General features: G+C 69.2%; 19 protein-coding genes and 1 tRNA gene. 13 read left to right on the forward strand and 7 right to left on the reverse strand.

Annotated features, from left to right (window positions below):
- The first annotated feature begins 389 nt into the window (after nt 1-389).
- Both I6A81_RS18250 and I6A81_RS18255 read left to right on the forward strand, forming a co-directional pair.
- Nucleotides 390-980, forward strand: coding sequence for a barstar family protein (locus tag I6A81_RS18250; protein ID WP_203000255.1), 591 nt, complete (start codon nt 390-392; stop codon nt 978-980).
- A 185-nt stretch (nt 981-1,165) separates the two neighbouring features.
- Entirely contained in the window at nt 1,166-1,471 is a 306-nt protein-coding gene (locus tag I6A81_RS18255) for a tyrosine-type recombinase/integrase (protein ID WP_238428322.1), read from the forward strand.
- Here the strand turns inward: I6A81_RS18255 and I6A81_RS18260 are convergent.
- Complete coding sequence (locus tag I6A81_RS18260) at nt 1,455-2,012, reverse strand: protein-tyrosine phosphatase family protein (protein ID WP_203000253.1); 558 nt, start codon at nt 2,010-2,012, stop codon at nt 1,455-1,457. The genes I6A81_RS18255 and I6A81_RS18260 overlap by 17 nt on opposite strands.
- 745 nt (nt 2,013-2,757) lie before the next feature.
- Here I6A81_RS18260 and I6A81_RS18265 point away from each other — a divergent pair.
- Both I6A81_RS18265 and fxsT read left to right on the forward strand, forming a co-directional pair.
- Nucleotides 2,758-3,426: a DUF4365 domain-containing protein gene (locus I6A81_RS18265; RefSeq protein WP_203000251.1), complete on the forward strand. Its 669-nt coding sequence runs from the start codon at nt 2,758-2,760 to the stop codon at nt 3,424-3,426.
- 1,602 nt (nt 3,427-5,028) lie between these two features.
- Complete coding sequence (gene fxsT, locus I6A81_RS18270; protein WP_203000249.1) at nt 5,029-7,815, forward strand: FxSxx-COOH system tetratricopeptide repeat protein; 2,787 nt, start codon at nt 5,029-5,031, stop codon at nt 7,813-7,815.
- Between the two features lie 139 nt (nt 7,816-7,954).
- On the opposite strand, the gene I6A81_RS18275 is transcribed toward fxsT, so the two are convergent.
- Both I6A81_RS18275 and I6A81_RS18280 read right to left on the reverse strand, forming a co-directional pair.
- Nucleotides 7,955-8,632, reverse strand: coding sequence for a 2'-5' RNA ligase family protein (locus I6A81_RS18275; RefSeq protein WP_203000247.1), 678 nt, complete (start codon nt 8,630-8,632; stop codon nt 7,955-7,957).
- A gap of 25 nt (nt 8,633-8,657) precedes the next feature.
- A complete protein-coding gene (locus tag I6A81_RS18280; protein ID WP_203000245.1) occupies nt 8,658-10,001 on the reverse strand; it encodes a helix-turn-helix domain-containing protein in 1,344 nt (447 codons plus the stop codon).
- A 201-nt stretch (nt 10,002-10,202) separates the two neighbouring features.
- Between I6A81_RS18280 and I6A81_RS18285 the strand changes: the two genes are divergently transcribed.
- Entirely contained in the window at nt 10,203-10,703 is a 501-nt protein-coding gene (locus I6A81_RS18285) for a hypothetical protein (RefSeq protein WP_203000243.1), read from the forward strand.
- Between the two features lie 80 nt (nt 10,704-10,783).
- On the opposite strand, the gene I6A81_RS18290 is transcribed toward I6A81_RS18285, so the two are convergent.
- Nucleotides 10,784-11,173 (reverse strand): helix-turn-helix domain-containing protein, encoded by a 390-nt coding sequence (locus I6A81_RS18290; protein WP_203000241.1) that lies wholly within the window; start codon nt 11,171-11,173, stop codon nt 10,784-10,786.
- A 169-nt stretch (nt 11,174-11,342) separates the two neighbouring features.
- Between I6A81_RS18290 and I6A81_RS18295 the strand changes: the two genes are divergently transcribed.
- From I6A81_RS18295 to I6A81_RS18315, 5 genes are all read left to right on the forward strand, one after another.
- Nucleotides 11,343-11,753, forward strand: a complete 411-nt coding sequence (locus I6A81_RS18295) for a plasmid replication, integration and excision activator (protein WP_203000239.1) — start codon at nt 11,343-11,345, stop codon at nt 11,751-11,753.
- 20 nt (nt 11,754-11,773) lie between these two features.
- A complete protein-coding gene (locus I6A81_RS18300) occupies nt 11,774-12,109 on the forward strand; it encodes a hypothetical protein (RefSeq protein WP_203000237.1) in 336 nt (111 codons plus the stop codon).
- A gap of 126 nt (nt 12,110-12,235) precedes the next feature.
- Complete coding sequence (locus I6A81_RS18305) at nt 12,236-13,879, forward strand: FtsK/SpoIIIE domain-containing protein (RefSeq protein ID WP_203000235.1); 1,644 nt, start codon at nt 12,236-12,238, stop codon at nt 13,877-13,879.
- Nucleotides 13,876-15,609 (forward strand): replication initiator, encoded by a 1,734-nt coding sequence (locus I6A81_RS18310; RefSeq protein WP_407661324.1) that lies wholly within the window; start codon nt 13,876-13,878, stop codon nt 15,607-15,609. Before I6A81_RS18305 ends, I6A81_RS18310 begins: the two co-directional genes overlap by 4 nt.
- A gap of 39 nt (nt 15,610-15,648) precedes the next feature.
- Nucleotides 15,649-15,840 carry a helix-turn-helix domain-containing protein gene (locus I6A81_RS18315; RefSeq protein WP_203000232.1) on the forward strand — a complete coding sequence of 64 codons (192 nt, stop codon included), beginning with the start codon at nt 15,649-15,651 and terminating at the stop codon, nt 15,838-15,840.
- A 45-nt stretch (nt 15,841-15,885) separates the two neighbouring features.
- On the opposite strand, the gene I6A81_RS18320 is transcribed toward I6A81_RS18315, so the two are convergent.
- Nucleotides 15,886-16,074 (reverse strand): helix-turn-helix transcriptional regulator, encoded by a 189-nt coding sequence (locus tag I6A81_RS18320; protein WP_203000296.1) that lies wholly within the window; start codon nt 16,072-16,074, stop codon nt 15,886-15,888.
- Nucleotides 16,075-16,247: 173 nt separating this feature from the next.
- Between I6A81_RS18320 and I6A81_RS18325 the strand changes: the two genes are divergently transcribed.
- From I6A81_RS18325 to I6A81_RS18335, 3 genes are all read left to right on the forward strand, one after another.
- Nucleotides 16,248-16,550: a hypothetical protein gene (locus I6A81_RS18325; RefSeq protein WP_203000230.1), complete on the forward strand. Its 303-nt coding sequence runs from the start codon at nt 16,248-16,250 to the stop codon at nt 16,548-16,550.
- 256 nt (nt 16,551-16,806) lie between these two features.
- Complete coding sequence (locus I6A81_RS18330) at nt 16,807-17,070, forward strand: hypothetical protein (RefSeq protein WP_203000228.1); 264 nt, start codon at nt 16,807-16,809, stop codon at nt 17,068-17,070.
- A gap of 41 nt (nt 17,071-17,111) precedes the next feature.
- A complete protein-coding gene (locus I6A81_RS18335; RefSeq protein ID WP_307874738.1) occupies nt 17,112-18,392 on the forward strand; it encodes a tyrosine-type recombinase/integrase in 1,281 nt (426 codons plus the stop codon).
- Between the two features lie 238 nt (nt 18,393-18,630).
- On the opposite strand, the gene I6A81_RS18340 is transcribed toward I6A81_RS18335, so the two are convergent.
- A tRNA-Arg gene (locus I6A81_RS18340) sits at nt 18,631-18,703 on the reverse strand.
- A gap of 141 nt (nt 18,704-18,844) precedes the next feature.
- On the reverse strand, nt 18,845-19,495 hold the full coding sequence (locus I6A81_RS18345) for a metallophosphoesterase family protein (RefSeq protein ID WP_203000224.1): 651 nt from the start codon (nt 19,493-19,495) through the stop codon (nt 18,845-18,847).
- Nucleotides 19,496-19,510: the final 15 nt, after the last annotated feature.

A 19,510-nucleotide genomic window follows, 5' to 3' on the forward strand; every position in this document is an offset into this window, starting at 1 on the left:
GACCCCATGCGCGTGAGTCTTCCACGTCGTTCGGGCCGGCGTCGCACCCATCGGTACCGCGTCGGCGAGCACGGCGCGGGGGCCGCGGCAGCCGTCGCGTGGCGCGACAGAGCTGCTTGGAGGCTCACCCCTGACTTGCAAAGTCGGTCCGGGGTGTCCGTGGACGTCCGTGGGCGTCCGCTGGCTCGACTCAGAGTCTCGATCGATTCCACCGGCGTCCACCGACGTCCACGCCAGTCCACCGGCTGGGCTACACGATTGGCTACACGGGAATCTGCGGAGCCTGCCTGAGCGACGCAGCGTGCGCGACCCTTGGTGTCCATGGCTGTCCACCGGCGCAGGTCGCGGGTTGACTGTTGGCCACGGGCGTCCACGATCGTCCCGTCGGGATGGCTGCCAACCTGGCTGCCGAGGGCAAGATCGGGTCGCGTCGCTATGCTCCGGCCATGGCCTCGTGGGATCCACGTGCTCCATTCACCCACCCGGTCGACTACCGCCTGGTGCACAACACCTTCGTCACGATGTTCTGGCGTCGTTCCCTGTTGGACGAAGCAACGCAGTGGCTTCGCGATCATGGTTACGACGTCGTGTCCCTTGACGCTGGCGCTTGGACAGCGGCCGAGGACATGTTCACCGACATCGCGAGTGCTCTCAGCTTCCCCGCGTACTTCGGCAGGAATCTCCTTGCACTCAACGACTGCATGCGAGACGTCGGTATGGGCGATTACGGCTGGAGCGCAGAGGCAACGGGTCTAGTTGTTGCGTTCACCAACTTCGAGCGCTTCGCGGCTGCTGATCGACGAACTGCCCAGATCTTGCTGGACATTTTCGCCGATCGGGCACGCTCCGCAATGCTGCTCGGGAACCGGTTGATCTGCCTCGTCCAGTCAAACGATCCGCGGCTGACCTTCGAGCCGGTCGGCGCCATGCCGGTAATGTGGAACGACGCCGAGTGGCTAGACCGGAAGCGCGGGCTCTAGTCAGCCGACGCAACCTACCGCCCCCACCATATTTTTGTGCAACAGTTACTCCCCGAGCCTTCGCAGACGTGGACCATGATTAGTTTCGGTAGCGTCCTGGCGATGTGGTCGAGGAATCTTGGTCCGCGGCGCGCCGGCGAGCACGGCCCGCCAGGGCCGCGCGCAGCCGTCGCGCGGCGCGGCGCTTGACCACCGCGGCGGGGCGCCCGGTCGATCCACGCAACGTCAACCGCTGGTGGGACGTGGTGTGCGAACAGGCCAGCGTGCGGCGCGTCCGCGTGCACGACCTCCGGCACACGGCGGCGACCCTGCTGTTCCGCGCCGGCGTCGACCTGAACGAGATTCGCGCGCTGCTGCGGCACACTCGAATCGGTACGACCGCCGATATCTACGTGGATGTCTTCGACGACGTGAAGCGGGAGACCGCGTGCAGCATGGACGGCATCCTGACCCGGCTGCAAAGCCTTCGCGAGGTTACGACCGGCGAGTGAGCTGCTTCGTCCATTCCCGCTGCTCCGCGGTGTCTGGCACGGGCAGGCCGCGGGCATGTTGGATCCGTGTCCAGGCGACCTGGGGCGTCGTGCCGTTCAGGACGAGGAGCGCGGCCGCGAGCAACGACGCGCGCCCGATGCCGTAGCGGCAGTGTGTGGCGATATGCGCACCTTCGCGGAGATCGTCGGCAAGGCTCGTCAGGGTCGGTAGGACGGCGGCCATTTCGGGGACCTGGCGGTCTGGAATGGGCATGGCGATGTGCCGCAGGCCGGCGGCGCGCGCCGCCTCGGCCTCCCCGGCGAGGCCCAGCGTGTCGAGTTCGGGTTGGGTGAGCGCGCAGACCACGACGTCGACTTCGCTTGCGGCCAGCGCCGCCATCTCGTCGGCGATCCAGTCGAAGCCGCGGGGTCTCGCCATGATGCTCACGCTGCCCGGCTCCGGATGGTCGATTGTGTAGAGAGTCGGGCGCACGCGCGGACCTCCGGTCGATGGGTGGTGATCGGCATCGGTCGAGGTCGTGACATTCCGGCTGGGGGTCACCGGGGCGCGGCGCCTGCCGGGTGATGTCACAGAGGGTTACGGAACGGCGGGGCTCGCCCGCACGCCGAACCGTGATCGAATCCAATTGCAGTACTAACTGCAGTATGGACCCTGGAAAGCCCAGAGCCCCGCGCCACCCGTCGGCGGCTGCGGGGCCCTGAACCTGTCTCAACCAGACATCTGTGGGGCGTCACCCGCGACCTCAGGTGACTGCCAGGTGGTGCGAAACCCCAGGTCGTGGGGTCCGGGGCTCGGCCCCGGGGCAATACTCGCGGGCCTGGGGGAGCTTCCCGAAGGGAAGCGACCAAGGTGATCCGCCTCGCGCGCGCTCGGAGGGACTCGAACCCCCAACCTTTTGATCCGTAGTTTCATCTGGATCATCCATCGGCGTCCGTGGCCGTCCGCTGGCCCTGGTGGCGGGCGGTGCGGCGTCCCTCGACGTCCGCGACGGTCCACGGTCGTCCGCGGGCTCGCCTGTCAGGTTGCCTGTCAGTTGGACGGCCTACGCGCGCCTGTCGTTTCCTGTTTACAGCCTCCGAACTCGCCCGGTCCTCGGCTGGGTCGGGGCGGGAGCGCTGCGGCGGTGGCGGCTGGTGGTCGAGAACGTCGGTGATGGCTTGGTGGAGCCGAGCGGAGAAGTCGTTGAGTCAGGCGTGATCTTGTATGCCGGCGGACGAATCGATTAGGTGGGCTGGTCCTGCGCGTTCTGTGTCTGCTCTGGAGCCTTCCGTGAGATGCTCTGCGCGTGATCGACGGGGGCGAGGACTCGAACGCACTGTTCGGTGATGCATACACCGAGCCACCGACGCCGGGGGTCCCCCGACCGCCAGAGCAACGGGCATCGGACGAGGCCGAGCCATGGAACCGCCTGGCCGACCTCAGCGACAGGGCTCGATCGGGACACGATCATCGCGACAAGGGCGGGTTTGGCGAGCGCTGGATTGAGACTCTCGCCGAGATTGCAGGTCTTGGCTGCGCCTTCGAGAGAGTCGAGCGAAGCATCGGTGAGCTCACCTTCACTCTCGCCCACCAGATAGGACGCTTACAGGAAGCGAAGATTGCGGCGCAGGTGAAGACCACGGCAGAGCCCGGTTATGACAAATTTGGAAGAATAGCATATCCGCTCGACGCAACATCCTACAATCGACTTGTCGGGCCATTCCAGCATCCCCACTACTTGTTCCTCGTGATAACTTCAAAAGAGCGTCGAAATAGGATGTCGACCTGCGATTCGGGCGACAAGCTTTCTGGTGGAGTGTATTATCATTCACTGAGGGGCGAGTCGCCAACTAAAAACAGGTCCAAAAAGACTGTCTACATCGACGCAAAAAATCGAATATCCCCCGAGTCTCTCATTCAACTATGTGTTAATGCGGCACATGAATTCAATGCCGACTTGGGGGTGACATTGTGAGTGTAGAGATACTTCCATCGCCGAATCAGTTGGTTGACTATGTTGATCGTGCGGGATGGCATAGGGTTGGAACTACGGGATTCACGGCTCTGTACGAAATCCGAGATTCGCGGGGGCGCATTAGGCAAATAATGCTACCCCTGGATGAGCGGCTGAAGGATTACGCATCGTCTCTCGCCGATGTTCTGCGCCGCCTCGCGGAATTCGAGGGACGAGATTCACTCACCGTCTCCCGGGCTCTAACAGCGGCTTCGGCATTCGACCGAGTCGACGTCTGGTCAGAATCAAACGAGCCTGGCTCGGCTCCACTGCCCGATGCGTCGACGCTATTCTCCGCAGCCCGACGCCTTATGCTGGCTTCGGCCTGCGCGGCGCTGAAACCGAGCGCGTTTTTCAGTTCGGAGCATCCCATCGATGCGGAACGGTACCTGGATACCGTCTCGGCTCGAGTCGTTCCTGGCAGCTTTGTCGTGCAGCTAGACTGTCCGGTCGACCCTCCTGTGAAAGTTCCTGAGCTAGAGCTCGGTCATCATTATGGACGTCGAGTCACGGAGACGCTTCTAGATGGCGTCGAAACGGCCGTGACTGTCGCCCAGGCACCAGGAATGCAAGTTCGCCCGGACGCCTGGCGTGAAGCGATACCACATGGTGTTAGTGCAGATCTAGTGGACGCTCTCGCTAGTATCGCGCCGAGGTTGGACGGCTCGCCTCCTAAACAAATTGCTGTTGATTTCGCCCGGACAGTGCCGGTTGATGGATCTCGGCGTAAAAGTGTCGAGGTGCCACCCGGAATTCACCGAACTCTGCAAGATGGCGCCGAGCAGCTTCGAAATATGGTTATTCCTATCCGTGCGAGTCTAGTCGGGCAGGCGAAGGGACTCGAGCGGAGCGGTTCAGGGAATGGGCGGCTGATTGCCAAAGTTCAGGGAACTCTGGCGATAGAAGGGGATCGACCTCGACATGTAAGCGTCCGAATCGCGGCGCCGAATCTAGATGAGAGCCTATTCATTGAATCGTACCGAGATCGCAGCAGTCTGGTCCTAACTGGCAGTGTAGTTCGCCGGGGAAAACGTTATGTCATGTTGTCCGTGACATCGGCAGAGTTGATTCAACGTCCAACGCTGGAATTGTTTGACGATGAACCGCCTATGCCTGCGGACTAACCTCTACGGGGCGGCCTCGCTCGGCACCGCCGCGGACGCGGCCGTCGGATGGCGACACCTACCACAGCGGAAGCCAACCAGCGATCTTCGTTGGCAAGTCGACCCGTACCGCAGGCGCGCCAGCGCCGAGGAACGGAAGCGGCGCGGCAGCATGCTTTGTCATCGACCGGTCCAGGCTCAACCCCTGCCTTGCAAAGTCGGTCGCGCTGGTCCGCCGAGGTCCGGGCTCGTCTGTGGCCTCGGTCAGGCTCGGGCCGCCGTTCCGTCGTTGTCTGTGGTCGTCCGCCTGAGTTTGCCGGCTTGGCTACATGGTTGGCTACACGACTCGACCGGTTGGGACCGATCGGTGATGTCTGGTTCGCGGTGTCTGGTGGGATGCTGGTCGGCAGCGTGATGGCCTGTGTCTCGCGCGTCGTCTTGTCCTGTCGGGGGGTGGCGGGTGGCGGACGGTCTGTCGGCCGCGGAGGTGTTGGCGTTCGCTGAGATGTACCCGGATGCGCTGCCGGCCGGTGGGCTGTTGGCCTCGGTCGGCTGGCGGCGGCGGAGTCAGCCGGGCTGGGCGAACGGGCTGTCGGCCGTCGACTGGTGGTGGGAGGTCTCGCGGTTGCTCGCGGCGGGCAAGGTCAGGAGTGGCCGGCTTTTGTTGTTGGAAGCCGCTCGGCGGGAGTTCCCCGCTAACCCGATCTTTGCCGCTGCTGCTGAGGACGAGGGACGGCCGGGGCCGGCGGTGTGGAACGTGCCGCCACGCCTGGCGCGGTTCGTGGGCCGTGAGGATCAGCTGTCGGAGTTGGCGGGCAAGTTGGCGGCGGGCTCGGTGGTGTCGGTGGTGGCGCTGGCTGGGATGGGTGGCGTCGGGAAGACGGCGTTGGCGGTGGAGTACGCCTGGCGGCATGGCGAGGCGTTCGACGTGGTGTGGTGGGTGTCGGCCGAGCAGGTGGACCAGGTGCCCGAGCAGCTCGGCGCGTTGGGTGAGGCGTTGGGCCTGGCGGTGGGGGCGGAGCCGGCGGCGGTGGTGGCTGAGCTTCGGCGTCGGGGACGGCGGTGGCTGTTGGTGTTCGACAACGCCGAGGAACTCGCCGCGGTGGCGCCGTTTCGCCCGGCGGATGGTCGTGGCCGGGTGCTGGTGACGTCGCGGCGTGCGGGTTGGGATGGCCTCGGTGCGACGGTCGAGGTTCCGACGCTAGCGCGGTCGGAGTCGGTGGCGCTGCTGGCGGGCCGTGGTGTGTCGGTCGATCCGCAGGTGGCCGATCGGGTAGCGGGGCTGCTGGGGGATTTGGCTTTGGCGGTGGAGCAGGCGGCGGCGTTCTGCGCGCAGACGAGGACGCCGTTGGCCGAGTTTGCCGACCTGTTGGCGGTGCGGCTCGATGACGTGATCGGTCTGGGTGAGGTCGCTGAGCGGGCTGGGGAGACGGTCGCGACGTTGTGGGATCTGTCTACCGAGCGTCTGGCGACGGTTTCCCCGGCCGCGGTGGAGCTGTTGGAACTGCTGGCGTTGTGCGCGCCGGAGCCGGTGCCGTTGGATCTGTTCGAGGGCCGGGCGAATCTGCTCGGTGGGGGGCCGCTGTCGGTGGCGGCCGGGGATCGGGTCGGGTGGCTGGAGGCGGTGGGGGCGCTGGTCGGGTACAGCCTGGCTGGTCGGGATGCGTCCACGGTGGTGGTGCATCGGCTGGTGGCGGCCGCAACCCGGCGGCGGACCGGCCAGGCCCGACAGGCGCAGGCACTGGCGGTCCTGCTCGGACTGCTGCGTGCCGACCTGCCCGGAGAGATCAAAAACACCCCGGAAAACTGGCCTCGGTGGGGGATGCTGCTCCCGCATGTCCGCGCGGTGGTGGCCCGCGTGGACGACCCGGCGGGTACGGCTGCGTCGGCGGGCTCGGAACCTGCGGCAGCGGCCGGTGACCTGTCCTGGTTGTGCGACCGGACGGCAACCTACCTCCAGGTCCACGGTCAGGCGGGCGAGGCGCTGCCGCTGTTCCAGCGGGCGCTGGCGATCGACGAAGCCGTTTACGGCCCCGACCACCCCGAGGTCACCGCCGGCCTGAGCAATCTGGCGGGGGCGCTTCGAGATCTGGGTCGGGCCGGGGAGGCGCTGCCGCTGGTCCGGCGGGCGCTGGCGATCGACGAAGCCGTCTACGGCCCCGACCACCCGGAGGTCGCTAGCCACCTGAACAACCTGGCAGTGGCGCTGCGCACCCTGGGTCGGGCCGGGGAGGCGCTGCCGCTGGCCCAGCGGGCGCTGGCCATCGACGAAGCCGTCTACGGCCCCGACCATCCCGTCATCGCCACCGCCCTGAACAACCTGGCAGTGGCGCTGCGCACCCTAGGTCGGGCCGGGGAGGCACTGCCGCTGGCCCAGCGGGCGCTGGCCATCGACGAAGCCGTCTACGGCCCCGACCACCCGGAGGTCGCCGCCGGCCTAAACAATCTGGCGGGGGCGCTGCGCACCTTGGGTCAGGTCGGGGAGGCGCTGCCGCTGTTCCGGCGGGCGCTGGCGATCGCCGAAGCCGTCTACGGCCCCGACCATCCCGTCATCGCCACCGCCCTGAACAACCTGGCAGTGGCGCTGCAAGACCTGGGCCGGGCCGCAGAGGCACTGCCGCTGGCCCAGCGGGCGCTGGCGATCGCCGAAGCCGTCTACGGCCCCGACCACCCGGAGGTCGCCGCCGGCCTAAACAATCTGGCGGGGGCGCTGCGCACCCTGGGTCGGGTCGGGCAGGCGCTGCCGCTGGCCCAGCGGGCGCTGGCGATCGCCGAAGCCGTCTACGGCCCCGACCATCCCGTCATCGCCACCGCCCTGAACAACCTGGCGGCGGTGCTGAAAGACCTGGGCCGGGCCGGGGAGGCGCTGCCGCTGTTCCGGCGGGCGCTGGCGATCGACGAAGCCGTCTACGGCCCCGACCACCCGGAGGTCGCCGCCGGCCTGAACAGCCTGGCGGCGGTGCTGCAAGACCTGGGCCGGGGCGCGGAGGCGCTGCCGCTGGCCCGGCGGGCGCTGGCGATCGACGAAACCGTCTACGGCCCCGACCACCCGGAGGTCGCTAGCCGCCTGAACAATCTGGCGGGGGCGCTGCGCACCCTGGGTCGGGTCGGGGAGGCGCTGCCGCTGGCCCAGCGGGCGCTGGCCGTCGCCGAAGCCGTCTACGGCCCCGACCACCCCAACTGTCAGATGATTCGGGGCAATCTCGCCGCATGCGACGCAGCTGCCACGGGCGGATCGGAATTGTGACGCGACGCGCCGGCGAGCACGGCCCGCCAGGGCCGCGCGCAGCCGCCGCGCGGCGCGGGTCGCCTTGATCCTAAATCGGCGGTTTCGGCAGCCAGCAGCCTTGTAGCAGCAGCCTTGTAGCGGCGGCAACGCGTAGCGGCTACGTGCTGGTGAACGTGACCGTGTGGTGGGTGGTCCAGCGGTAGGCGTGGCCGTCGCGGCGGAGTTCGAGCAGGCTGACGCTGGTGACCGGGACTTCGATTGGTGGGAGCTGGCGGAGTTCGGTCAACCTGCGGATGACCTCGGTGGCCGCCGGGGTGGCGTTGCAGTAGGTGACGCTGATGTGTGGCTTGAAGCGGGCCGGTTCGGCGGGGACCTGGTCGGCGCCGAGCTCGGCGGCGATGGCTCCGCGGAGGCGCTCGCGGACTTCGGCAACCGGGTGCCACGGCGCCGCTCGGAGGAAGGTGCCGCCGGTATAGGCAGCGATCGGGCCGACGGTCAGCGTGAACGGCTCGATGTCGGCCGTGCGCTCGTCGGCTTGGGCGCCGATGCGAGTGACGGTGTCGGCGTCCAACTCGTCGGCGAACGCGACGCCTTGGACGGTCATGTGGATACCGTCCGCGGGGACCGGGTCGAGGTAGTCCAGCTCGGCCAACGCCTTCTGATGCTCGGCAACGTGGTCGCGCAGTGCCTGGTCGTCGAAGACGACGTACCACGTCAGGTAGTGGCGGTCGGGGCGCCAGCCGGGGCGCCACCACCAGTGGTCGGCCATCCGGTCCGTGCGCTGGAAGGCTTCCCAGTCCTCGGCGTCGACCTGGTCCTCGTGGGAGTGCGGCACTCCGCCAGGCTAGAACCCGGCCCGGTTAGGCGGCGGGGGTACGCCACGCGGCGACGGCGTCAGCTACCTCGGCGATCTCGGGGACGGCGGCCCACGGGGCGGCGCCGGTGACGAAGTCCTGCGCGCGGCGGGCCACGACCTGCGATCGGAGCCTGGAGCCGACGGTCAGGGCCTCGGAAACCAGGGCGCCGGCCCGGTCGGGCTCGATGTCGTGGCCGACAAGGTAGGTCATGCTCGCGTCAACCAACGTCAGGGCGTGACTGGCGGCGGAGTTCGACCGGGCGAAGACCGGGATGGCCTGATCGGTGAACTCGCGGACGCGGTCGACAGCGCCCAAAGCGAGATAGGCGCTGGCGGCGTTTCCGGCAAGCCGAGCGGCGCCGAACGGCTCGAACGACAGAAAGTAGCCGACCGGGTCGACGTGGTCGGCCTGGGCATGAGCAGCAAGGGCGCGGTCCACGGCATCGTCCACGCCGCGTCGGTCGCCGAGCTTGCCGAGCGTGCGGGCCTCGCCGCTGATCGCCAGGCGGATGGAGGCGGGGCCTCCGGCGGCGTGGCGCTGGCCGTCGCGGGCGTAGTCGAGTGCCTGCTTGTAGCGGCCGGCGTAGTAGGCGATGAAGCTCTGGGTGCCGCGCACCCAGGCGGCAAGGTCGCGGTGGCCGGCGGCCTGGGCAAGGCTCATCGCCTCGTTGCAGTAGGCACGGGCAAGGACCTCGTTGCCCAGGTCGAACGCGAGATAGCCGAGCAGGCCGGACAGCTTTCCGGCAACGACATACAGCTCGCCACGGAACCGTGGGTGCTGGTGGCCGCTCATCAGCTCGGCCACGTAGCGGCGCTGACGAAGCGCGGTCGGGTAGACGGCCGCGGCGTCGGACCCCTCGTAGCGGCAGCCGATCAGGTCCACGCTCACGTTGAGCTGCTCGACCGCGGCGTCGTCGACGTTCGACGCGGCGAAGTGCTGCATGCGGCGGGTGACCTCGTCCAACTCGTCATCGGCGGCGAGAACGACGGTGGCGGCAGTCACCGCGAGAACCGCTCGACGGTCCGGGCCGGTGCGCTCGACGAGGGCCGGTGTTTCAGCGGTCGGGGCCGGCTCGGCGAGTCCGAGCAGGGCGCGGGGAATGTCCAGACCGCGCGCGAACCGCTCGTACATATCCAGGCTGGTGACCTGCCGCTTGCCCCGCATGATGTGGGAGATGTGCGACTGGGGGACCTCACATGCGGTGGCGATCTGGGTCTGGGTGGCGCCGGTCCACTGCTGGTAGAGCTTGAGGAAGCCGCCGATGTCTCGGCTGGCCAGGGCCTGCGCGACGGCGGGGCGCTGCCAGAAACCGGCGGGCGCGACGGGGTGGGAGCTGCGAGGGGTCATGTGCTCGGGCCTTCCGTGCGGGCGGCATATCCCTGCCATAGCGGTGGCGGCACTATGCGGGAGTGTAGCCACCCTTCGTATACGCCCGTAGCTCTTTCCGCTGCCTGACGATCGCGGAAAGGGTTGGGCCAACCCCGTCACGCGGTCAACGGCGCCCGACGTGGCGGGTCTGACCTGCGCGAGCAAAACGGAGGGCGGCAGATGGGGAAGGACCTCGCGGACGACGCGGCAGAGGGCGGCGGGCCCGGTCCGTCGGCAGAGGACACCGAGCAGTCCGGGCGGCGGGGCTCGTCGGCCGGCGTCACGGCCACGCCATGGACGGGCGACGACTGGGCACTTGTGGTCGGGTCGGGTTCGGACCTGGCGGAGCTGTACGACCAGATCGCCCGGCTTCCGGCAGGGCTGGAGTTCATTGAGTCGTTCGGCGATGTGGACCTGGTGCTCGTCTACCGGCCGGCGGAACAGGCACCGTCGCGGCGGGAGCTGCTCGGCACGCTGGTGGACCAGGTCGTCGAACACGGCGGAATGCTCGTCGGCCCGACCGGTCCTGACGGGCTGTCCCCTGGAGAGCGGTTCATGACCTCGGCGGAACGGACAGCGTTCGCGGCCGGGCAGGCGGACGCTCTCGCCGCGATGCGCCGCGCGCTGACCGGGATGCCTGTCCTACGGCCCGGCTGGCAGGGCGCGCCGGTGGCGTCGTAGGGCACCGACTCCGAACGGCTGACGGGCCGGACCTGGCGGGCACACGTCCGCGGGTCCGGCCTTTCGGCGTTTCTGGTCGCCTACGCCGGGGTGAAGTGGCGGGCGATGGCCTCGACGTGACTCTCGATGCGCAGGACGGCGGCGAGGATCTGCGCGGTCAGCTCGGCCGTCGTGGGGGCGTCGGCGGGCGGCTCGGCGAGCAAGACGCGCAACAGGTGGTCGTCGGGCCAGTCGAGGGCGCGGCAGAGCGCGGTCAGGGTGGCGTTCTGGACGCGGCGATGGGTCGCGCCCCGCTGGATGGCGCGCACGGTGGATACGGACACCCCAGAGACGTCGGCGAGCTCCTGCTGTCCGATGCGGCGGGCGGCCATGCGCCGGTTGAGCGCGTCGGCGACCGCGGGCCACTCCTCGCCGTCGGCTGGTCCGTGGGCGGTGTGTGGCCGGGCTGGTGTGCTGTCCGTCGTCCCCATGCTGCTAAGCAAAATCGATGTTTGGCGTGGAAGCAAACAACATCGCGGTTTATACATTGACGTCATACACAGGCGTATAACAGGTTGGCGAGCGCTCGGCGAGCGGCGCATTGTTGACCCATCCCCGAAGTGTCCGGATGGCCCGGATGCGGGTAGTGGAGGTGCAACGATGGCGATTCCTCGTAGGATTCCGGTGGCGTTCGTGGATGTGTTCCCGAACGGTGCCTACGTGCTGGGTGTGGAGCCGTCGAACGACTTCGAGAAGATGCGGTCGGGCGCGCCGGACCCGCAGGAGCTCGACAAGGAGACCGGCCTTCGGATCTGGGCGGTACGGGTGATGGACGCGGACCCGACCGCGCGGACCGCGGAACTGAAGGTCAAGATCGCGGCTCAGACCGCGCCGGTCCCGCCGGACCCGATCCCGGGCACGCCGTTTCGGCCGGTGGAGCTGGTCGGCTTGCAGGTGATTCCGTGGGTGGACTCGAACGGGGCACGGCCGAAGCAGATGTTCGCGCTGCGGGCCTCGGGCCTGCGGCCGGTCTCGGCGCTGCCCACGCGACGCGGCCAGGCGGCGGCGTGAGCAGGCGGCCAGTAACGGAGATGACGCGGCTGTCAGCTCATCTGGCGGTGTGCGGTGGGGCGTCGGTCCACCTCTACACCTACCCGGACCGTTCCCCGATCCTGACCCTGACCACCGGGGACGTCACCGTCACGATCGTGATGTCCAAGACCGACCTCGACACGTCGGCGATGCGGTTCGCGCGGGAACTCGCGGACGCGGTCACTCGGTTCGCCGAGGACTGCCAGAGGTTCACCACCACCACGGACGGCCCGGCCGGCTCGGCGTCGGATTACGCCACGGCGGATGGCTCGGCGTCCACATCGGATTCGGCTCCGCGTTCGGCGGGCCGTTCCCGGGCCTTGCGCGCGGCCTGAGCGCGTTTTCTCGCGGGTTTCCCGGGGCGTCGCCCGGATAGCGGTTGGCGCTCCGGGACCTGCCCGCTCTTTCTTCCAGCCTTTCTGTCCCTTGGCTTTGCCGTGCCGTGAAACGGGTGGTCTGTCATGCCGAGAATCAACGGGGATCGTCGTCTTCCGTCGCTGCCGGCGCGGTACGACAAGATCCAGGTCCCTTTGTGGGTGCTGGTCGTGGGCCTGGTGGCCCGGCTGCTCGGCCGGCTCGTACGCCTGGCCGTCCGCCACCCGTTCGCTGTCGCGACGCTGGTCATCGGGACGGCGTTCTACCGGTCCACGGGTCTGCTCGGCTTCGGCCTGCTGGCGGGCGTGGTCGTGCTGGTCGCGGTCGTGTGGCGGCTGGTGCATCGGTGCTCGTTTGACCGGGCGGCCTGGTGGGCGTGGGGCCGGGTCCGGCTCGCCTTCGTCTATCGGCGGCGGTGGCGGGCGGCGACGGTGCATTGTGGCCTGGCGATCCGCATCCCGGCGTCGAACGCCGAGCAGGTGACGTTCGACGAGTACTTCCCGCGCATCCGCACCATCCGGGCCTCGCGGACGCTCGACTCGCTGTGGGTCGAACTCCTGCCCGGCCACACCCCGGAGACCTGGGCGGAGCAGGCCGAGGCACTGCGCCACGTCTACCGGGCACGGGCGTGCCGGGTTCGCTCGGGCCGGGTCGGGTTCGTGTGGGTGGACTTCTACCGCCGCGACCCGCTGGCCCAGCCGGTGGCGCCATACCCGGTCGACGGGCCGGATGTCCCCGGCGGCGGTCTCGAGAACCTGGCCGTCGGTCGACGCGAGGACGGCCGTCCGTGGCTGCTGCCGCTGCGGGGCTCGCATGTCCTGGTCGCCGGTGCCACCGGGTCGGGTAAGGGGTCGGTGCTGTGGTCGCTGATCCGTGAACTCGGCCCGGCCGTCCGGGATGGCCTCGTCGAGCTGTGGGTGTGCGACCCCAAGGGCGGGATGGAACTGGCCGCGGGATCGCCGCTGTTTGCCCGGTTCGCCTATGACCTGCCGGCCATCGCGGACCTGCTCGACGACGCCGTCAGCCGGATGCGGGCACGGGCAGACGCGCTGCGCGGGGTGGCCCGGCTACACCGGCCCACCCGCGATGAACCGCTGATTGTCGTGGTCGTCGACGAGATCGCCGCACTTACCGCGTACGTGACTGACAGGGATCTCAAGCGGCGGCTGTCCGCGTCGCTGCCGCTGCTGCTTTCCCAGGGCCGCGCGCCCGGGGTGGTCGTGGTCGCGGCGGTGCAGGACCCGCGCAAGGAGACGCTCCCGTTTCGGGACCTGTTCCCGGTCCGGGTCGCGCTGCGCCTGGTGGAAGCCGAACAGGTCGACCTCGTCCTCGGCGACGGCGCCCACGACAAGGGCGCCCGCTGCGAGGACATCCCCACCGGCCAGCAGGGAACCGGCTACGTCACCGAGGACGGCGCCGCGGAACCGCTCCGGGTCCGGGCCTGCTGGCCCGACGACGACGAGATCCGCCGCACCGTCGACCGCTACGGCATCCCCACCGCCGAACCGGTCGGCGACCCGCCCGCGCTGCCCGCGCCGACCGTTACGCAGGAACTCGTCGAACTCTTGCGGCTGCGCGGCTTCGACCACATCGACGCACTCCCTGTCCCGGCTCGGCGCCGGCGGCGCACCACGCGGCCCCGGGCTCGGTGGGCCTGGCGGCGCGGTTCTCGTCCGGGCGGCTGGGTGCCCGACCTCACCGAGTACGGCAACCCCTGGGACCACCGATGACCGACATGGACCAGGGCCAGGGCGGCGCCGACCTCGGCCCGGTCGAACCTGTGGCCGGTGAGCAGGAACTGCGGCCCGGTTCCCGGCTGGATCGGATGCGGATGCCGCTGGCCCGGCAGGTCGTGGAGGCGGTCGCGGTCGAGGAAGGCGTGTGCGTGCGGCCGGTCGCGCTGCGCCGCGTCGACCTGGCCACCGGCGAGACGACCATCGTTCCAGCGCCGTGCGGCGCGACGCTCGCCAGCAAGTGCCCACCGTGCGCGGAGCGGGCGCGGCGACTGCGAATGGCACAGTGCAAAGCCGGCTGGCACCTCGACGACGAACCGCTGCCCGAACCCGACCCGCCCTCGGACGAAGCCAAGGAACTCGGCCGGCTACGCGCCGACCTCGAACAAGCCCGCACCGAATCGGAACAGGCCGGCGACGCCGACGGGGTCGCCGAGGCAGACGGGCTGATCGGGCAGGTCGACGAAGCCCTCGCTGAACTCGGCGTGCGAGGCAAGGCCGCGCCGGACAACCGGGAACGGCCTCGACGGACCCGCTCGACGCGGCGGCGTCAGGATGCGCCCGACCTGCCCCGGCTGCCGGTCGACAAGCGCACGGTTGGCCGGACGTACGTGGCGGCGGACGGCACGGCCTGGCGGCCCTCGATGTTCCTCACGCTCACCTGCGACTCGTACGGACGGGTCCTGACCGACGGCACGCCGGTCGACCCGGACGCCTACGACTACCGGCGGGCGGCCCGCGACGCGATCCACTTCCCCAAGCTCATCGACCGCTTCTGGCAGAACCTGCGCCGCGCCGTGGGCTGGGAGGTCCAGTACTTCGCCGCCCTGGAGCCACAGCGACGACTCGCGCCGCACCTGCATGCCGCGTTCCGCGGAACCGTCCCCCGCATCGTCCTGCGCCAGGTCGCGGCCGCGACCTACCACCAGGTCTGGTGGCCGGCGACCGACCAGCCGGTCTACCCGTCCGACGGTCCGGGTCTGCCGGGGTGGGACGAGCAGGCCGGCGGCTACGTCGATCCGACGACCGGGGCGGAGCTGGTCTCGTGGGATGAGGCGCTCGACGCGATCGGACCGGACGACGAACCGGCGCATGTCGTGCGGTTCGGGCCGCAGATCCGCGCGGACGGCGTCACCGCGAACAACGCGACCGTCGGCAAGCTGATCGGCTACCTCACCAAGTACCTCACGAAGTCCCTAGACGGCTGCCACGGGGTCGAGACAGACCGCCAGCGGGCGCACGTGGACCGGTTGGCGGCGGCGCTGCGCTACGAACCGTGCTCGCCTACCTGCGCGAACTGGCTTCTACACGGGATCACCCCGAAGAACCCCCGGCCTGGCCTCGTGCCTGGCCGGTGCAAGGGCAAGGCGCATCGACGCGAGACGCTTGGCTTCGGCGGGCGCCGGGTCCTGGTCTCCCGCAAGTGGTCCGGCAAGACGCTTGGGGACCACAAGGCGGACCGGGTCGACTTCGTCCGCGCCCAGCTCGAAGCCCTCGGCCAGCGACCGGACTCGAACAGCCCGGCGGCTCAGGCGTCCGGCGCTGATCCGGACTCGGCCGGCGCGGCGCGTGTGGCTTGGGAGTTGGTGCGGCCCGGCGACCCGGACGCGCCTCGCCGCGAGTACCTGATCTTGCATGCGATCGCGAATCGGCAGCGCTGGCGCGCACAGCTCGCGGCCCCTACCGCCGTCGGACCGCCGTCTGGAGACCTGCCGTCCGTCGCCTGAACCGCCTACCCGACGTGATCCCGCGCCAAGGAGGGGACCGTGACCAAGCTCCTTCTCACTCCGGCTGAGGCGGCCGAACTGCTCGGCCTGGGCCGCTCCACCGTCTACGAACTTCTCGCGGTTGGTGACCTGGAGTCGGTGCTGATCGGGCGGGCGCGGCGCATCCCACACGCGGCGCTCGTCGCCTACATCGAACGGCTCCGCGGCGAGCAGAACGGCGCGGTGGCATGAATCCGGCGATGTGCGAGCAGGCGCGTGGGCCTCCGGTGCCGGTGGCTACTCGGCGTCGGCTGGTCCGAGGTCGGGACGGTGCTCGGCAATCCAGCGCTCTACATCCTCCGTGTGCCAGATCCGGCCGGCGGCGAGGTCGGCGACCGGCTTCGGGAACGTCGGGTCACCGCTGGCGATCTGGCTGACGCGTTGCCGGCTCACGCCGAGCCGTTTCCCGATCTCGGCGGCTCCCATGAGGTGATGCACGGCGACACCGTACTTGACGGTTGCCTAGTCCGTCATCCACACTCGACACCAAGGCACTAGGCAACCGTCAAGTGCCTGAGCGATAGGCGGTCCCGGCGGGTGCGCCAACACCCAGCCGGGACCTGAGACCCCACCCTTGCAGCAACAAGGAGTGAAGCCCTGTGGGCATCTTCTCGTTCGACGACGCCACCCCGTGGCGCACCCCCGAAACCGGCCCGGCGCTGGTCACGATCCACACTCGCCGCGACGGTGACCGGGAGCTGACGATCCGGCCTGGCGCGGACGCCATCGACCTGGTGGCGGCCCTCGCGGCGTTGCCGCCCGGCGCGATCTTTACCGAGCACTTCGGTGACCTCGACGTGGTTCTCGTCTTCCGGCACAACCCGGCAGGGCCGCCGGAGTTCGACGGCGTCCTGCCCGCGCCGGATTCCCCGCTGGTCCCGGCTGGCGCGGCGGCCAACTAGACCACGGCGGTACTCCCCGCCCCCCCATTTCTTTTCCCTGTTCTCTGGTGGCGCCTTACGCCGTCGGGGGTTCGGACGGGTCCAGGGTCGGCCGAAGGTCGATCGCGTAGCGACGCGCGAAGCGCGCCCTGGAGGCGGCCGGACCCCCGACGGACCCTCTCCGCGCCAGAGAACAGGAACCCCACCGCTGCCCGGCGACGACACCCACGCCCAGCGGCCCCGTTCCGTTCTCATCTGGCAAGGAGTTGACCGGACCATGCCCGGGCACAGCCCTACTTCGTCCTATTTCAGTGAGACCGATGCTGGCCTCACCGCGGCCGAACTCGACGCGGCGCGCGCGGAACTGGCGTGCTACCGCGTCACCTATCGCGAGGCATATGCCATCGGGGTCCTGGCCGCCGTCGCGGAGGCCGTCGCCGGCGACAGAGTCGACCAATACACCCGTGCAACCGCCCGCCGCGGGCTCGCGCTGGCCGAAGTCGCGCACGAACCCACCGGCAACCTGCCGGGCGTGGCGTGATGGCCGCGCGGAAGGCACGCCCCGGCGACGGAGACGACGACGTGACCGATCAGGACGCGGCGGCCAGCACTGGCGCTGATCAGACCTCGAGCGGGCGGGCGCGGCGGAACCGGCGTGCGCACGGCGAGGGCTCGGTGTACTGGCGCGAGGACCGGAAGCGCTGGGTGGTCGAGATCGACTACGGCATCGTGAACGGCCGGCGCAAGAAGGTGCCGCGCTACTTCAAGACGCAAGAGGAAGCGATCGAAGCCCAGCGGGAGGCGCGGCAGGCTCACGCCGACGGGATCGCGAACCTCGACCGGCGCGCCCGGTTCGGCGACTTCCTGACGTACTGGCTCGATGAGGTGGTCACGCCGTCCGAGCGGGCGGCATCGACGAAGTCGAACTACCAGGACATGGTCAAGAATCACGTCCGGCCCGGCCTCGGGAAGATCCGCGTCGTCGACCTCAAGCACGAAGACGTTCAGCGCTTCCTGAACGCGAAGGCGGCGGCCGGCTACAGCACGTCGACCATGCGCACGCTGCGTACGGTCATCTCGCAGGCGCTCGACGAAGCGGTCATCACGGAAAAGGCGTCGCGCAACGTCGCGAAGACGGTCCGGGTCCCCAAGGCGCGCACACCGCGGCGTCAGGTCGCGGCGCTCAACCGCGACGACGGGCTCCGACTGCTCGCGGCGGCCAAGCCGACCCGCTTCTACGCCGTGTATGTCCTGCTCGCGATGGTTGGCCTCCGGCGCGGTGAGGTCCTCGCGCTGCGCTGGCGCGACTTCGACCAGGCGGCCGGAACGCTACGCGTCGAACTCCAGGTAACTCGCGTCCGTGGCGTCCAAGGGCTGATTGTCGGCCCGACGAAGAGCCGCGCCGGACAACGCACGATCGCGCTACCCGGGAAGTGCATCGAGGTCCTGAACGCGCACCGACGCCATCTCGCGGCCGAACGGCAGGCGGCCGGTAAGCGCTGGAAGGAGAACGGCCTAATTTTCCCGAACACCGTCGGCCGTCACCAGGAACCGCGCGCGTTGAACACGCACCTGACGGAGCTGAGCAAGTCGGCGGGCCTGCGTCACCTCGGCCCGCATGCGCTCCGGCACACCGCGGCGACGATGGCCTACGCGCTCGGCGTGGACTGGAAGCAGATTCAGGCCATGCTCGGCCACACGATGCTCTCGACCACGATGGACATCTACGTGGACATGGTCGAGGACGTCAGCCGTGATGCCGCAGCCAAGCTCGATGCCTGGTTCGACACGGCGGACGATGGCGACAGTGACGGCCAGGATGACGATCCGGACGCTCCGGACATCAGCGCGGAGGAGGGCTGACAGCCGCTAGCCTGTCAACTTGCCTGTCAAAAGCCCAGAGCCCCGCGCCACCCGTCGGCGGCTGCGGGGCCCTGAACCTGTCTCAACCAGACATCTGTGGGGCGTCACCCGCGACCTCAGGTGACTGCCAGGTGGTGCGAAACCCCAGGTCGTGGGGTCCGGGGCTCGGCCCCGGGGCAATACTCGCGGGCCTGGGGGAGCTTCCCGAAGGGAAGCGACCAAGGTGATCCGCCTCGCGCGCGCTCGGAGGGACTCGAACCCCCAACCTTTTGATCCGTAGTCAAATGCTCTATCCGTTGAGCTACGAGCGCATCTGGCTGGCGTCATCCGCTCTCGCGGCTGACAGGTTGCAGCCTACAGCACGGACAGGGGTGCGATCGAACCGGGATCTGCGGGGTGTTTGCTCCAGGCCGGCGGCCGTCCGAGATCGCGATCGGCGGCTGAGCGGGCCGTCAACGCCGGATTCGTCCCAGTACCGCCCGGGGCATCAGGTGGTGGAGTTCGACGCCGGTCAGGGACCCGTCGGCGATGGTCGCGGTGAGGTAGGTGCAGGTCGGCTGGCGGCGGCGGTCGGTGGGTGAGCCGGGGTTCAGCAGCCGCAGCGGACGGGTTGGAGTGTCGTCCGGTCCGAAGGCGCCGCTGGCCGGGACGGAGTCTGCCTCGCGATGGCCATTGATCTGGCGACCGCCGCTGATCTGGCGACCGCCACCGGCGGCCTGGCGGGTTGATGATCTGAGGACGGTCGAGTCCCAGGGGATGTGGGAGTGGCCGAAGACGAGGACGTCCGCGTCGGGGTGGGCGGCGGCCATGCGGCGGTCCCGGCCCGCTGAGGGGCCGGTCTCGTGGACGACCACGAAACGCAGACCGGCGAGCGTCGTCCGGGCGATCTCGGGGAGCGCCGCTCGGATCGGCGCGCCGTCGTTGTTGCCCCAGCAGGCCACCAGCCGGGCGGCTCGGGCGGACAAACGGTCGACCAGGTCGAGACTGATCCAGTCGCCCGCGTGAATCACCACGTCGGCGTCGTCCACCGCGTCCCATACCTCATGGGGCAGGTCACGGGCCCGCGCGGGCACATGGGTGTCGGCGAGCAGCAGCAGACGCACGCCTCCAGTGTGTGC

Origin of the sequence: Frankia nepalensis, assembly GCF_016786325.1 — a bacterium.
Classification (GTDB): Bacteria; Actinomycetota; Actinomycetes; order Frankiales; family Frankiaceae; genus Pseudofrankia; species Pseudofrankia nepalensis.